The organism is Escherichia sp. E4930 (genome assembly GCF_005845405.1).
Classification (GTDB): Bacteria; Pseudomonadota; Gammaproteobacteria; order Enterobacterales; family Enterobacteriaceae; genus Escherichia.
Map to the genome: position 1 here is coordinate 331217 of NZ_VCDZ01000007.1, position 14884 is coordinate 346100.

The window sequence follows — 14884 nt, forward strand, 5'->3', positions numbered from 1 at the left end:
CCTGCTGTTAGTTAAAAGGTTGTAAGTCGACGCGCGCCATCATTGCGGCCAACTGCGGACGATCGGTAATACCCACATTGCTTTGACTTACCGCCAGGGCAGCAACAGCTGTCGCCAGACGCAGAGTGTGTTCACTGGATTCACGCATCAGCAAGCCATAAATCAGACCACCAACCATAGAATCCCCTGCGCCAACGGTGCTTACGACATCGACTGACGGTGGTTTGGCGATCCATTCGCCGGAGGCATTAACCCAAAGCGCGCCTTCGGCACCCAGTGAAATAACGACATGCGCGATACCTTGTTCACGCAGCGCATGCGCAGCTTCAATCACATCTTTCATTTCAGGCAGTTTACGGCCAGCCCAGATTTCCAGCTCGCGGCGGTTAGGTTTCACCAGCCACGGTGCCGCTTTCAAACCTGCCACTAACGCTTCACGACTACTATCAAAGATAATGCAAGGACACTGACTACGCAGGCGAGTCATCCAGTCGGTGAAGGCTTCCGGGCTGACGCCTGATGGTAAACTGCCGCTGACACAGACCATATCGAACTGACCAAGCCAGCTCAGAGAATCCGTCACAAAACGTTCCCAGTCGGCTGGAGTGACTTCAAAACCCGAGAAGTTGAGGTCGGTCACTTCGCCGTCTTTTTCCGTCAACTTGACATTAATACGGGTGCGCCCCTGTACAACCTGGAAACGGTTGGCAATGCCCAGCTCGCTGAACAATTGCTGAAACCCATCCTGGTTATCTTTACCGAGGAAGCCGCCAACAGTGACATCAATCCCCAGATCTTTCAGAACTTTGGCAACGTTGATACCTTTACCTGCCGCATGCAGACCGGTGGTTTTCACCAGGTTCACTTCGCCGCGTTCAATTTCCGGGCAGAAACCAACAAGGTCATAAGCCGGATTAAGGGTGATCGTAGCAACACGTCTGCTCATTACGCGCCCTCCCCAAGACCTGCGGCGATGGCGTCGCCAATGGCGTTCAGCGCCTGTTCAGCATCTGGTCCCTGGGCGGTAAAGCGTAGGCGATGACCTTTCTTAACGCCAAGTGCTACAACTTTCATCAGACTACGTCCGTTTGCCGGTTTGCCGGTGCCATCAAGGTTTGTCACGGTAATATCACTGTTAAATTGTTTAATGGTATTGACCAACATGGTGCCTGGACGGGCATGCAGGCCGTGTTCATTGCGCACCACAAACTCCGCGCTTAACACGTCGTCGGTCGGCGCATCATCGCTGGTCAGCAGTGCCAGCAGCGTTGCCGCATCTGCTTTCAGCAAGCGGTCAGCTTTATTGTCGAGCAGCAAATCGGCGAGACGCTTAAGAACCGCGACGGGCTGATCGTCATTCATCGCCACACTCACCAGCATGGCTGCCGTTTCGCCGTCCACATCAAAAGCACTTGCCGCACGGCTTACCGCAATCGCGCTACGCAGATTACCTTCGGCGCTATCGCTCAGCCAGATGCCTTGCCCGAGATTTAATGGCTGCTCGTTGATGGCTTTGGTGACGAAGGTAGCGTCAACTGCGCCCGCTTCTTTCAGACGAGCGGCGTTTAACGCTTGCAGGGTCAGCAAATCACTGGCAACGATATCCAGCGTCAGCATTTCGTTATCGAGCTTCAGCTGCTCACTCTGCTTTTCGCCCATCAGCAATGCGCGAAGTTCTTCGGCTGTTGTTGCTGACTTCAGTTGTTCAGCAACGGAATCATCGCTCAGTACATGGGTTAGTTGGCGCAGCAAGCCCAGATGTTCATCCGAGCTGGCAGCAATACCGATCGCCACGTACGCTACCTGACCGTCACCCCAGGTAATGCCTTCCGGGAACTGAAATACCTGAACGCCGGTTTTCAGCACCTGATCGCGGGTGTCGGTAGTACCGTGTGGAATAGCAATCCCATTGCCGAGGAAGGTTGAGGTTTGCTGTTCGCGCGCCAGCATGCCATTGACGTAGCCTTCCGCTACATTACCGGCTTGCACCAGCGCCGCGGCGACCTTGCGAATAGCCTCTTCTTTGTCTCCGGCCTTCTCGCCCGGATGGATGTCCTGTACGGATAACTGGAACATAGTTCTCCTCTCTTGCTGAATTGAAACGATTCAGCTTCTATGAGAAAAAAAGCGCCAACCTGGCTTAGGATTAAAGACAAGATCGCGCTGAAACGTTTCAATCAAGAATAATACTTCTTCTTCAGCACGCAAGGGAAGCCGCTAAATTATGTCCAAAAGTTTGATGTGCTGCACATTTTTTTGCCAAAAATCTGAAATGCTGACCGTGAAATTAGCCGTCAGCATTAGCATTTCGACGGCGTCAGCTGAGGATCAGCAAGAGTGAAATGCCATTTTGATTATTCGTAGCGAGTTTGATTTCACTGACTGTTTATTTTCTGACAGGCAGCGTAAACTCCGCGTCTTCATCTTTCACTGATCGACCAGCATGCATAACTCCCCCGCAGTTTCCAGCGCGAAATCGTTTGACCTGACGTCAGCGGCGTTTTTAATTGTTGCCTTTCTCACCGGTATTGCAGGCGCCCTGCAAACCCCGACGCTAAGTATTTTCCTCACTGATGAAGTGCACGCGCGCCCGGCGATGGTGGGATTCTTCTTTACCGGCAGCGCCGTTATCGGAATTCTGGTCAGTCAGTTTCTCGCCGGACGCTCTGATAAACGCGGCGATCGTAAATCGCTGATTGTCTTTTGCTGCCTGTTAGGCATGCTGGCCTGTACCCTTTTTGCCTGGAATCGCAATTACTTTGTTTTGCTATTCGTTGGCGTCTTTCTTAGCAGCTTTGGCTCTACCGCCAACCCGCAAATGTTTGCTCTTGCTCGTGAACATGCCGACAAAACCGGGCGTGAAGCGGTGATGTTCAGCTCTTTTTTACGCGCCCAGGTTTCGTTAGCGTGGGTCATTGGCCCGCCGCTGGCGTATGCCTTAGCGATGGGATTCAGCTTTACGGTAATGTATCTCAGCGCGGCGGTGGCGTTTATTGTCTGCGGCGTGATGGTGTGGTTGTTTTTACCGTCGATGCAAAAAGAGCTTCCGCTGGCGACCGGCACGGTTGAAGCGCCGCGCCGTAACCGTCGCGATACGCTGCTGCTGTTTGTCATTTGTACATTGATGTGGGGCTCGAACAGCCTGTACATCATCAACATGCCGCTATTTATTATCAACGAACTGCATCTTCCCGAGAAACTGGCCGGTGTGATGATGGGGACCGCCGCCGGGCTGGAAATCCCGACAATGTTGATTGCCGGATATTTTGCCAAACGTCTGGGTAAGCGCTTCTTAATGCGCGTTGCCGCCGTGGGTGGCGTCTGTTTTTACGCAGGAATGCTGATGGCGCATTCACCTGTCATTCTGTTGGGCTTGCAGCTGCTAAATGCTATTTTTATTGGCATTCTGGGCGGCATCGGGATGCTCTATTTTCAGGATTTGATGCCCGGTCAGGCAGGTTCAGCCACCACGCTCTATACCAATACGTCGCGCGTAGGCTGGATCATCGCAGGTTCAGTGGCGGGCATCGTCGCCGAGATCTGGAATTATCACGCGGTGTTCTGGTTTGCGATGGTGATGATTATCGCCACCCTGTTTTGCTTGCTACGGATTAAAGATGTTTAAGGCGCGGTCAACATTTCCAGATCGATAAGCCAGGTCATGGCCTGCTGACGCGAGTTACCGCACATTTCAGCACTGGCTTGTAAGCCTGCGCAAACTTTCGGTCGCAGTGGCGAGGTGAAAATTTTACAGCGTTGCTGTTCATCAAGCTGAATGCAGGGCGTATTGGCGGGCTTGCCATCTGGCATACCGGGAATAGGACTGGAGATTGAGGGGGCGGTGCAACACGCCCCGCAACCCGGACGGCATTCCATACGTTGTTCTCTTAAGGTTAACCACCGGATTGAGGAGCGCGCACATTACCACCTTTTTGGCACCAGCAAAAGTGCGAATACCACTTGCCTGAAAGGCCCGTCGCGAGTAGTTTGTCGCGATATTTTTGACATTTTCGACAACAGGAATTTTTCGATGCCAAGAGCGAACGAAATTAAAAAAGGTATGGTACTGAATTACAACGGCAAACTGCTGCTGGTTAAGGACATTGATATTCAGTCGCCTACCGCCCGCGGTGCCGCTACGCTGTACAAAATGCGTTTTTCAGACGTCCGTACCGGGCTGAAAGTGGAAGAACGCTTTAAAGGCGATGATATCGTTGATACCGTGACGCTGACCCGCCGCTACGTTGACTTCTCCTACGTCGATGGCAACGAATATGTCTTTATGGATAAAGAAGACTATACCCCGTATACCTTCACCAAAGATCAGATTGAAGAAGAACTGCTGTTTATGCCGGAAGGCGGCATGCCAGACATGCAGGTTCTGACCTGGGACGGTCAACTGCTGGCGCTTGAACTGCCGCAGACCGTTGATCTGGAAATCGTTGAAACCACTCCTGGCATCAAAGGCGCTTCTGCCAGTGCCCGTAACAAACCGGCGACCTTGAGCACCGGCCTGGTGATTCAGGTACCAGAATACTTAAGCCCGGGCGAAAAAATTCGTATCCATATCGAAGAACGCCGTTATATGGGGCGTGCTGACTAACTTCAGCCACATTCAGAAAAGGGACAGCTCAGGCTGTCCCTTTTTTAATTTATTATACCAATCCTTCATTTTGCGCTTCCTGAACACCTTTCGCCTGCAATATTCACTTGTAAATTGATCGTCCTCACACTTCATCGCATTAACAATCCAGACCAATTTCAATTGCTGTCATATAACTTTACACTATCATTGTTAATCAATCGTTACTAAGACGTGACTTCTATGAACACAATTGCCTCCACTACGTTCCCGCCTCACATTCACACTCCACGCTACGATCGCCAGCAATTGAAATCCCGTATCGTTCATTTTGGCTTTGGAGCCTTTCACCGCGCACATCAGGCGTTACTGACCGACCGTGTGCTGAATGCCCAGTGCAGCGATTGGGGGATCTGTGAAATCAGTTTGTTCAGCGGCGATCGGCTAATGAGCCAACTTCGCGAACAGGATCATTTATATACCGTGTTGGAGAAAGGCGCAGACGGCAATCAGGCGATTATTGTCGGGGCCGTTCATGAATGCCTGAATGCAAAACTGGATTCCTTAGCGGCGATTATTGAGAAGTTTTGCGAACCGCAGGTGGCAATTGTGTCCCTGACCATTACCGAAAAAGGTTATTGTATCGACCCGGCCACCGGTGCGCTTGATACCAATAATTCGCGGATTATTCATGACTTACAAAGCCCGGAAGAACCTCACTCCGCGCCAGGCATTCTTGTCGAAGCGCTGAAACGCCGTCGTGAACGTGGCCTTGCGCCGTTTACCGTACTTTCCTGCGATAATATTCCCGACAATGGTCATGTGGTGAAAAATGCGATGCTGGGGATGGCTGAAAAACGCTCTCCAGAACTTGCCGAGTGGATAAAAGAACACGTCAGCTTTCCGGGAACCATGGTCGACCGCATTGTCCCGGCAGCAACGGAAGAATCACTGGCAGAAATTAGCCAATATCTGGGCGTGAATGATCCCTGTGCAATTAGCTGCGAGCCGTTTATCCAGTGGGTGGTGGAAGATAACTTCGTCGCAGGGCGCCCAGCCTGGGAAATCGCAGGTGTACAAATGGTGGATGATGTCCTGCCGTGGGAAGAGATGAAACTGCGCATGCTTAATGGCAGCCACTCTTTTCTCGCTTATCTGGGCTACCTGGCTGGATTCGCCCATATTAGTGATTGCATGCAGGACCGCGCATTTCGCCATGCCGCCAGAACATTAATGCTGGATGAGCAAGCGCCAACGCTACGGATTAAAGATGTCGATTTAACATACTATGCGGATACGTTAATTGAACGTTTTGCCAATCCGGCGCTGAAACATAAGACCTGGCAAATCGCGATGGATGGCAGTCAAAAATTACCGCAACGCATGTTGGCAGGGATTCGCATTCATCTGGCTCGCGAGACAAACTGGCCGTTACTGGCATTAGGCGTCGCAGGTTGGATGCGCTATGTGAGCGGCGTAGATGATGCCGGAAAAGCTATCGATGTCCGCGATCCGCTTTACGATAAAATTCACAACCTCGTTGCGGGCAGTAGCAGTGAACAACGCGTCACCACCCTGCTTTCTTTGCGTGAAGTATTCGGTGATGACCTACCAGATAACCCGCATTTTGTGCAGGCCATCGAACAAGCCTGGCAACAAATCGCGCAGTTCGGCGCGCATCAGGCGCTATTAAACACCCTCAAAATTTAACGATTTCTGCGGTTAAAGCGGATGGAGCATCGCTTCGTCCGCCCTCTCTCTTCTCTTTTCCGCCTTTTTTAGCCAGGATTAACGCACAGTTAACTCATCTGATTATTGCGGAGCCGTTGTGACCAGGACCAACCTCATCACCGGTTTTCTCGGCAGCGGGAAAACAACCTCTATTCTTCATCTGCTAGCCCACAAAGATCCCAACGAAAAATGGGCGGTTCTGGTTAATGAATTTGGGGAAGTCGGAATTGATGGTGCTTTGCTCGCCGATAGCGGCGCATTGCTGAAAGAGATCCCCGGCGGCTGCATGTGCTGCGTTAATGGTTTACCCATGCAGGTAGGGTTGAATACCTTACTGCGCCAGGGAAAACCAGACCGCTTGCTGATAGAGCCGACCGGACTGGGTCATCCGAAACAGATCCTCGATCTGTTAACCGCGCCGGTCTATGAACCGTGGATCGATCTGCGCGCCACGTTGTGCATTCTCGATCCGCGCCTGCTGCTGGACGAAAAAAGCGTCGGTAATGAAAACTTCCGTGATCAACTGGCTGCCGCAGACATCATTGTCGCCAATAAATCCGACCGTGCTACGCCAGAAAGCGAGCAAGCGTTACAACGCTGGTGGCAACAAAACGGTGGCGAACGGCAATTAATTCACAGCGATCATGGGCAAATTGAAGGTCATCTTCTGGATTTACCTCGTCGAAATTTAACTGAGTTGCCCGCCAGCGCAGCCCATTCGCATCAACATAACGAGAAAAAAGGATTAGCGGCATTAAGCCTGCCAGAGCATCAACGCTGGCGTCGCAGTCTGAATAGCGGACAAGGACACCAGGCCTGCGGTTGGATATTCGACGCTGATACCGTGTTCGACACCATTGGCATTCTGGAATGGGCGCGACTTGCGCCGGTCGGACGCGTAAAGGGCGTGATGCGGATACCAGAAGGTCTTGTGCGCATCAACCGTCAGGGCGATGACCTGCACATTGAAACGCAAAACGTTGCACCACCAGATAGCCGCATTGAGCTGATTTCCAGCAACGAAACTGACTGGAATGCCTTACAGAGCGCGCTGTTGAAGCTTCGTTTAGCGACCAACGCGTAAGGTTGCCTGCGTTTTTCAGTAAGATAATTAGAGAAAATATGATCAAAAATTTGCCGCAAATAGTGCTATTAAATATTGTCGGCCTCGCGCTGTTTCTTTCCTGGTACATTCCCGTCAATCATGGATTCTGGTTGCCGATTGACGCGGATATTTTTTATTTTTTTAATCAGAAACTGGTCGAAAGCAAGACTTTTTTATGGCTGGTTGCGTTGACTAATAATCGCGCCTTCGACGGTTGTTCACTGCTGGCGATGGGAATACTGATGCTGAGTTTCTGGCTGAAAGAAAACGCACCCGGCAGACGGCGTATTGTGATTATTGGTCTGGTCATGCTGTTAACCGCAGTGGTATTAAACCAGTTGGGCCAGGCATTTATTCCGGTAAAACGGGCCAGTCCGACATTGACCTTTACAGATATTAACCGCGTCAGCGAACTGCTATCTGTTCCAACGAAAGATGCCTCACGAGATAGTTTTCCCGGCGATCATGGCATGATGCTGCTTATTTTTTCCACTTTTATGTGGCGATATTTCGGAAAAGTCGCAGGAGTAATCGCCCTTATTATATTTGTGGTTTTTGCATTTCCCAGAGTGATGATTGGCGCACATTGGTTTACCGATATCATTGTCGGTTCCATGACGGTGATATTGATTGGGTTGCCCTGGTGGCTAATGACACCTTTAAGTGATCAATTAATCGCCTTTTTTGACAAATCACTGCCTGGAAAAAATAAACATTCATAAAACAAATAACTCACAGTAATTAACATCATCAGGTTTATTTTCATAGTCGGGATAATCCTGATGATGTGCGACTTTGCTCTCGTTCATTAAGTGAAATGATCATTCTCTAAGCAAATGAATGGATTGCGCATCTTTTAGACAATAGTGTTTTAATTGACCAATCCCGTTTATTAACTTTCTGTATCACTTTTTCTTATAAAAAATCATGTAAAACCGCTCGCCAAGACCGCGTCAATCGGGTAATCTCGAACACGTTTTGCCTCGGCGGTAGATTATCCTCACAGCATATAATTTTGTGCGTTAGTCCACAGATTTGGCCTTAAGGAATTGTTTCAACGTGCCCAGGTAATTAGTCTCGTGTCGCTTGGCATTTTTTTATAACGATATTTGTCGTTAAGGACTTCAAGGGAAAACAAACAACATGGTCAAATCTCAACCGATTTTGAGATATATCTTGCGCGGGATTCCCGCGATTGCAGTAGCGGTTCTGCTTTCTGCATGTAGTGCAAATAACACCGCAAAGAATATGCATCCTGAGACACGTGCAGTGGGTAGTGAAACATCATCACTGCAAGCTTCTCAGGATGAATTTGAAAATCTGGTTCGTAATGTCGACGTAAAATCGCGAATTATGGATCAGTATGCTGACTGGAAAGGCGTACGTTATCGTCTGGGTGGCAGCACTAAAAAAGGTATCGATTGTTCTGGTTTCGTACAGCGTACATTCCGCGAACAATTTGGCTTAGAACTTCCTCGTTCAACTTATGAACAGCAGGAAATGGGCAAGTCAGTTTCCCGCAGTAATTTGCGTACAGGTGACTTAGTTCTGTTCCGTGCTGGTTCAACTGGACGCCATGTCGGTATTTATATCGGCAACAATCAGTTCGTTCATGCTTCCACCAGCAGTGGTGTTATTATTTCCAGCATGAATGAACCGTACTGGAAAAAGCGTTACAACGAAGCACGTCGGGTTCTTAGCCGCAGCTAATAAACCGTTTGGATGCAATCCCTTGGCTATCCTGACGAGTTAACTGAAGGCACTGCTTAAGCAGTGCTTTTTTGTTTTCATTCATCATAGAAAATGATGTTTCCGTGCCTTGAACCAGGCTATAGTCCCGTCATTCTCTTCCACTTCAGCGTTGTCGTAATCTCGGGAATATTAACGGAACCATGTTCATACGCGCTCCCTCTTCCGGACGTAAGATCCTGCTTACCTGCATTATTGCGGGCGTGATGATCGCAATACTGGTCAGCTGTCTTCAGTTTTTGGTTGCCTGGCATAAACACGAAGTCAAATACGACACACTGATTACCGACGTACAAAAGTATCTCGATACCTACTTCGCCGACCTGAAATTAACCACTGACCGCCTACAGCCGCTCACCTTAGATACCTGTCAGCAGGCTAACCCTGAACTGACTGCCCGCGCGGCGTTTAGCATGAATGTTCGCACATTTGTGCTGGTGAAGGATAAAAAGAGCTTTTGTTCATCAGCAACGGGGGAGATGGATATACCGCTCAATGAGTTGATCCCGGCGCTCGATATTAACAAAGACGTCGATATGGCGATGTTGCCTGGTACGCCAATGGTGCCCAACAAACCCGCTATCGTCATCTGGTATCGCAACCCTTTATTGAAAAATAGCGGCGTTTTTGCAGCATTAAACCTGCACCTGACGCCATATCTTCTCTATAGCTCTCGTCAGCAAGATTTCGACGGGATCGCACTCATTATTGGCGATACCGTGCTTTCGACATTTTCGTCGCATTTGATGAACGTCCGTGAGTTATCCGGCAAACCAGTACGCGAAACCAAAATAACAGGCATTCCGCTGACTGTGCGTCTTTATGCTGATGACTGGACATGGAACGATGTGTGGTATGCGTTTTTACTGGGCGGTATGAGTGGAACTGTCGTTGGCCTGCTCTGCTATTACCTGATGAGTGTGCGTATGCGCCCTGGCAGAGAAATTATGGCTGCCATCAAACGTGAGCAATTTTACCTGGTGTATCAGCCGGTGGTTGATACACCAACGCTGCGGGTCACGGGCCTGGAAGTGCTGCTACGCTGGCGTCACCCTGTTGCAGGTGAAATCCCGCCGGATGCCTTCATTCAATATGCCGAATCGCAAAAGATGATCGTGCCGCTGACCCAGCATCTGTTTGAGCTTATAGCCCGTGATGCGGCTGAATTACAAAACGTACTGCCGGTGGGCATAAAGTTTGGCATTAATATCGCACCGGAACATCTGCACAGCGAGAGCTTTAAAGCGGATATACATCGGCTGCTCGCCTCCCTACCCGCGCACCATTTCCAGATTGTACTGGAGATAACCGAGCGCGATATGCTGAAAGAGCATGAGGCCACAAAACTGTTCGCCTGGCTGCACTCTGTCGGCGTGGAAATTGCTATTGATGACTTCGGCACCGGACACAGCGCGCTTATCTATCTGGAACGCTTCACGCTCGAGTATCTGAAAATTGACCGTGGATTTATCAATGCTATAGGTACGGAAACGGTCACATCTCCGGTGCTTGACGCGGTGCTCACGCTGGCGAAACGTCTCAATATGCTGACGGTTGCTGAAGGTGTCGAAACACCGGAACAGGCGCGCTGGCTACGTGAGCGCGGTGTTAATTTCCTGCAAGGCTATTGGATTAGCCGCCCCTTACCGATAGATGATTTTGTCCGCTGGCTGGAGAAACCGCATACGCCGCAGTGGTAAGGTGTGCTTGTGTCCCTTATTATTCATAGTTGAAGCATGCCGGATTGCGGCTAATGATGAGTAAAAGGAAATCCGTTGCAGATGATTGTGCGCATACTGCTGCTGTTTATCACCCTGTTCACCTTCGGTGCGCAGGCGCAAGCTATCAAGGAAAGCTATGCCTTTGCGGTGCTGGGAGAACCCCGGTATGCTTTTAATTTCAACCATTTTGATTATGTGAATCCCGCTGCGCCGAAGGGCGGGCAAATAACGTTATCCTCCATTGGTACCTTCGATAATTTTAACCGCTATGCACTACGCGGAAACCCCGGCGCACGCACCGAGCAACTGTACGACACGCTATTTACCACTTCCGATGACGAACCCGGCAGTTATTACCCGCTGATTGCCGAAAGCGCACGCTATGCTGACGATTATTCTTGGGTAGAAGTCGCTATCAATCCGCGCGCCCGTTTTCATGATGGTTCGCCGATTACCGCGCGCGACGTTGAGTTTACTTTTCAAAAATTTATGACCGAGGGCGTGCCGCAGTTTCGCCTGGTATACAAAGGCACAACGGTCAAAGCCATAGCGCCATTAACCGTGCGTATTGAATTAGCCAAACCAGGCAAAGAAGATATGCTGAGTCTGTTTTCGCTGCCGGTATTTCCAGAAAAGTACTGGAAGGATCATAAACTTAGCGACCCGCTCTCTACGCCTCCGCTTGCCAGTGGTCCGTACCGCATTACATCCTGGAAAATGGGGCAAAATATTGTCTATTCCCGCGTGAAAGATTACTGGGCGGCCGATTTACCGGTAAATCGTGGTCGCTGGAATTTCGATACCATTCGCTACGATTATTATCTCGACGATAATGTTGCCTTCGAAGCGTTTAAAGCTGGCGCCTTTGATTTACGCATGGAAAACGACGCCAAAAACTGGGCCACGCGCTATACCGGTAAGAATTTCGATAAAAAATACATTATCAAAGATGAGCAAAAGAACGAATCAGCCCAGGATACGCGCTGGCTGGCGTTTAATATTCAACGACCGGTATTCAGCGATCGCCGGGTCCGGGAAGCCATCACCCTCGCCTTTGACTTTGAATGGATGAATAAGGCGTTGTTTTACAATGCCTGGAGTCGCACGAACAGTTATTTTCAGAATACCGAATACGCGGCCAGAAATTACCCCGACGCCGCTGAGCTGGTGCTTCTGGCGCCAATGAAAAAAGATCTACCGCCAGAAGTGTTCACGCAAATCTACCAGCCACCAGTGTCCAAAGGCGATGGCTACGACCGTGACAACCTGTTAAAAGCCGACAAACTTCTCAACGATGCCGGCTGGGTGCTGAAAGGTCAGCAACGCGTTAATGCCACCACAGGCCAGCCACTCAGCTTTGAATTATTGCTTCCTGCAAGCAGCAATAGTCAGTGGGTATTGCCGTTCCAGCACAGCCTGCAACGGCTGGGTATCAACATGGACATTCGCAAGGTGGATAACTCGCAAATCACCAACCGAATGCGCAGCCGCGACTATGACATGATGCCGCGCGTGTGGCGGGCGATGCCGTGGCCCAGTTCCGATTTACAGATTTCCTGGTCATCGGAATATATCAACTCCACTTATAATGCTCCCGGCGTGCAAAGCCCGGTTATCGACTCGCTGATCAACCAAATTATTGCCGCGCAGGGAAATAAAGAAAAATTACTGCCGTTGGGGCGGGCACTGGATCGCGTATTAACGTGGAATTATTACATGCTGCCAATGTGGTACATGGCGGAAGACCGTCTCGCCTGGTGGGATAAATTCTCCCAACCCGCTGTACGCCCTGTTTACAGCCTGGGTATCGATACCTGGTGGTATGACGTTAATAAAGCGGCCAAACTGCCGTCCGCGAGCAAACAGGGAGAGTAGATGGGCGCTTACCTGATTCGCCGTCTGTTGCTGGTGATCCCAACATTATGGGCGATTATCACCATCAACTTTTTCATCGTGCAAATTGCGCCTGGCGGTCCCGTCGACCAGGCCATCGCCGCCATTGAGTTTGGTAATGCCGGAGTATTACCCGGCACAGGCGGCGAAGGCGTTCGTGCCAGCCATGCGCAAACGGGCGTCGGCAATATCAGCGACAGTAATTACCGTGGCGGACGCGGATTAGATCCAGAAGTGATCGCTGAGATCACCCATCGCTACGGTTTCGATAAGCCGATCCACGAACGTTACTTCAAAATGCTTTGGGACTACATTCGCTTTGATTTTGGCGACAGCCTGTTTCGCAGCGCTTCGGTGCTGACGCTGATTAAAGACAGTCTGCCTGTTTCCATCACCCTAGGATTGTGGAGCACGCTGATTATCTATCTGGTGTCGATTCCGCTGGGTATTCGCAAAGCCGTTTATAACGGCAGCCGCTTTGACGTCTGGAGTAGCGCATTTATCATCATCGGCTACGCCATTCCAGCCTTTTTGTTCGCCATCCTGCTGATTGTCTTCTTCGCGGGCGGCAGCTATTTCGACCTGTTCCCTCTACGCGGCCTGGTTTCCGCTAACTTTGATTCGCTGCCGTGGTATCAGAAAATCACCGATTATCTGTGGCATATCACGCTCCCGGTGCTGGCGACAGTGATTGGTGGCTTTGCGGCGCTGACCATGCTGACAAAAAACTCATTCCTTGATGAAGTGCGTAAGCAATACGTGGTGACCGCGCGTGCGAAAGGGGTAAGTGAGAAAAATATTCTCTGGAAACATGTGTTCCGCAACGCCATGCTGCTGGTGATTGCCGGTTTTCCGGCGACTTTTATCAGCATGTTTTTCACCGGCTCACTGCTGATTGAGGTGATGTTTTCGCTCAATGGCCTCGGTTTACTGGGCTACGAAGCGACCGTCTCGCGCGATTATCCAGTGATGTTTGGCACCCTGTACATTTTCACCCTGATTGGCCTGCTGCTGAATATTGTCAGCGACATCAGCTATACGCTGGTCGATCCTCGTATTGATTTTGAGGGACGCTAATGTCGCGACTCAGCCCCGTCAATCAGGCCCGTTGGGCGCGTTTTCGTCATAATCGTCGCGGCTACTGGTCGTTATGGATTTTCCTCATCTTGTTTGGTTTGAGTTTGTGTTCTGAACTGATCGCCAACGATAAGCCATTGCTGGTACGTTATGACGGCAGCTGGTATTTCCCGTTGCTGAAAAACTACAGTGAGAGTGATTTTGGCGGCCCGCTGGCAAGTCAGGCTGATTATCAGGACCCGTGGCTGAAACAACGGCTGGAAGATAAAGGCTGGGTACTGTGGGCGCCGATTCGCTTTGGCGCTACCAGTATCAACTTTTCCACCGACAAGCCCTTCCCCTCCCCACCTTCCCGGCAAAACTGGCTGGGAACGGATGCCAACGGTGGCGATGTGCTGGCACGCATTCTGTATGGCACGCGGATCTCGGTTCTGTTTGGCCTGATGCTGACTCTCTGTTCCAGCGTGATGGGCGTGCTGGCGGGGGCGCTACAAGGCTATTACGGCGGTAAAGTCGATCTCTGGGGGCAACGCTTTATTGAAGTATGGTCGGGGATGCCAACGCTGTTTTTGATTATTCTGCTTTCCAGCGTCGTACAGCCTAACTTCTGGTGGCTGCTGGCAATTACTGTCTTGTTTGGCTGGATGAGTCTGGTCGGCGTGGTGCGGGCGGAGTTTTTACGTACCCGTAATTTCGACTACATCCGCGCGGCGCAGGCGCTTGGCGTCAGCGATCGCAGTATTATCCTGCGTCATATGTTGCCTAATGCCATGGTCGCGACCCTCACCTTTTTACCGTTTATTTTATGTAGTTCGATAACCACCCTGACCTCGCTCGATTTCCTCGGCTTCGGTCTGCCGCTCGGTTCACCATCACTCGGCGAACTGCTGCTACAAGGGAAAAATAACCTTCAGGCTCCGTGGCTTGGGATCACTGCCTTCTTGTCGGTGGCGATATTGTTGTCTTTGCTGATCTTTATTGGTGAAGCCGTCCGCGACGCATTTGATCCTAATAAGGCGGTGTAGC

13 protein-coding genes are annotated in these 14884 nt (G+C 50.5%); 10 read left to right on the forward strand and 3 right to left on the reverse strand.

Annotated elements, in window-relative coordinates; translation table 11 throughout:
* Positions 1-7: 7 nt before the first annotated feature.
* Positions 8-946 (reverse strand): 1-phosphofructokinase, encoded by a 939-nt coding sequence (gene fruK, locus FFT88_RS11840; RefSeq protein ID WP_000091270.1) that lies wholly within the window; start codon positions 944-946, stop codon positions 8-10.
* Positions 946-2076, reverse strand: coding sequence for a fused PTS fructose transporter subunit IIA/HPr protein (gene fruB, locus FFT88_RS11845; RefSeq protein WP_135404848.1), 1131 nt, complete (start codon positions 2074-2076; stop codon positions 946-948). The genes fruK and fruB overlap by 1 nt, the downstream gene beginning before the upstream one ends.
* Before the next feature lie 367 nt (positions 2077-2443).
* Here fruB and setB point away from each other — a divergent pair, with 367 nt between their 5' ends.
* Entirely contained in the window at positions 2444-3625 is a 1182-nt protein-coding gene (setB, locus tag FFT88_RS11850; protein WP_130221884.1) for a sugar efflux transporter SetB, read from the forward strand.
* Here setB and FFT88_RS11855 read toward each other — a convergent pair.
* On the reverse strand, positions 3622-3876 hold the full coding sequence (locus FFT88_RS11855; protein ID WP_000389030.1) for a YkgJ family cysteine cluster protein: 255 nt from the start codon (positions 3874-3876) through the stop codon (positions 3622-3624). The two genes, setB and FFT88_RS11855, sit on opposite strands and share 4 nt — an antisense overlap.
* Positions 3877-4030: 154 nt before the next feature.
* Here FFT88_RS11855 and yeiP point away from each other — a divergent pair, with 154 nt between their 5' ends.
* The 9 genes from yeiP to FFT88_RS11900 all read left to right on the forward strand — a co-directional run bounded on the left by yeiP (position 4031) and on the right by FFT88_RS11900 (position 14883).
* Positions 4031-4603: an elongation factor P-like protein YeiP gene (gene yeiP, locus FFT88_RS11860; RefSeq protein ID WP_135404845.1), complete on the forward strand. Its 573-nt coding sequence runs from the start codon at positions 4031-4033 to the stop codon at positions 4601-4603.
* A gap of 222 nt (positions 4604-4825) precedes the next feature.
* A complete protein-coding gene (locus FFT88_RS11865; protein ID WP_135404843.1) occupies positions 4826-6292 on the forward strand; it encodes a mannitol dehydrogenase family protein in 1467 nt (488 codons plus the stop codon).
* Between the two features lie 118 nt (positions 6293-6410).
* Complete coding sequence (yeiR, locus tag FFT88_RS11870) at positions 6411-7397, forward strand: zinc-binding GTPase YeiR (protein WP_130257510.1); 987 nt, start codon at positions 6411-6413, stop codon at positions 7395-7397.
* Positions 7398-7435: 38 nt separating this feature from the next.
* Complete coding sequence (lpxT, locus tag FFT88_RS11875) at positions 7436-8140, forward strand: Kdo(2)-lipid A phosphotransferase (protein ID WP_135404841.1); 705 nt, start codon at positions 7436-7438, stop codon at positions 8138-8140.
* Between the two features lie 421 nt (positions 8141-8561).
* Complete coding sequence (mepS, locus tag FFT88_RS11880; RefSeq protein WP_000241011.1) at positions 8562-9128, forward strand: bifunctional murein DD-endopeptidase/murein LD-carboxypeptidase; 567 nt, start codon at positions 8562-8564, stop codon at positions 9126-9128.
* Between the two features lie 182 nt (positions 9129-9310).
* Positions 9311-10867, forward strand: coding sequence for a cyclic di-GMP phosphodiesterase (locus FFT88_RS11885; protein ID WP_130207104.1), 1557 nt, complete (start codon positions 9311-9313; stop codon positions 10865-10867).
* A gap of 81 nt (positions 10868-10948) precedes the next feature.
* Positions 10949-12763, forward strand: coding sequence for an extracellular solute-binding protein (locus tag FFT88_RS11890; RefSeq protein WP_135404839.1), 1815 nt, complete (start codon positions 10949-10951; stop codon positions 12761-12763).
* The gene (locus FFT88_RS11895; RefSeq protein WP_000501616.1) at positions 12764-13858 is read left to right on the forward strand and encodes a microcin C ABC transporter permease YejB; all 1095 of its coding nucleotides are present in this window, start codon (positions 12764-12766) and stop codon (positions 13856-13858) included.
* Positions 13858-14883 carry an ABC transporter permease gene (locus FFT88_RS11900; protein WP_130217098.1) on the forward strand — a complete coding sequence of 342 codons (1026 nt, stop codon included), beginning with the start codon at positions 13858-13860 and terminating at the stop codon, positions 14881-14883. The genes FFT88_RS11895 and FFT88_RS11900 overlap by 1 nt, the downstream gene beginning before the upstream one ends.
* Position 14884 lies beyond the last annotated feature (1 nt).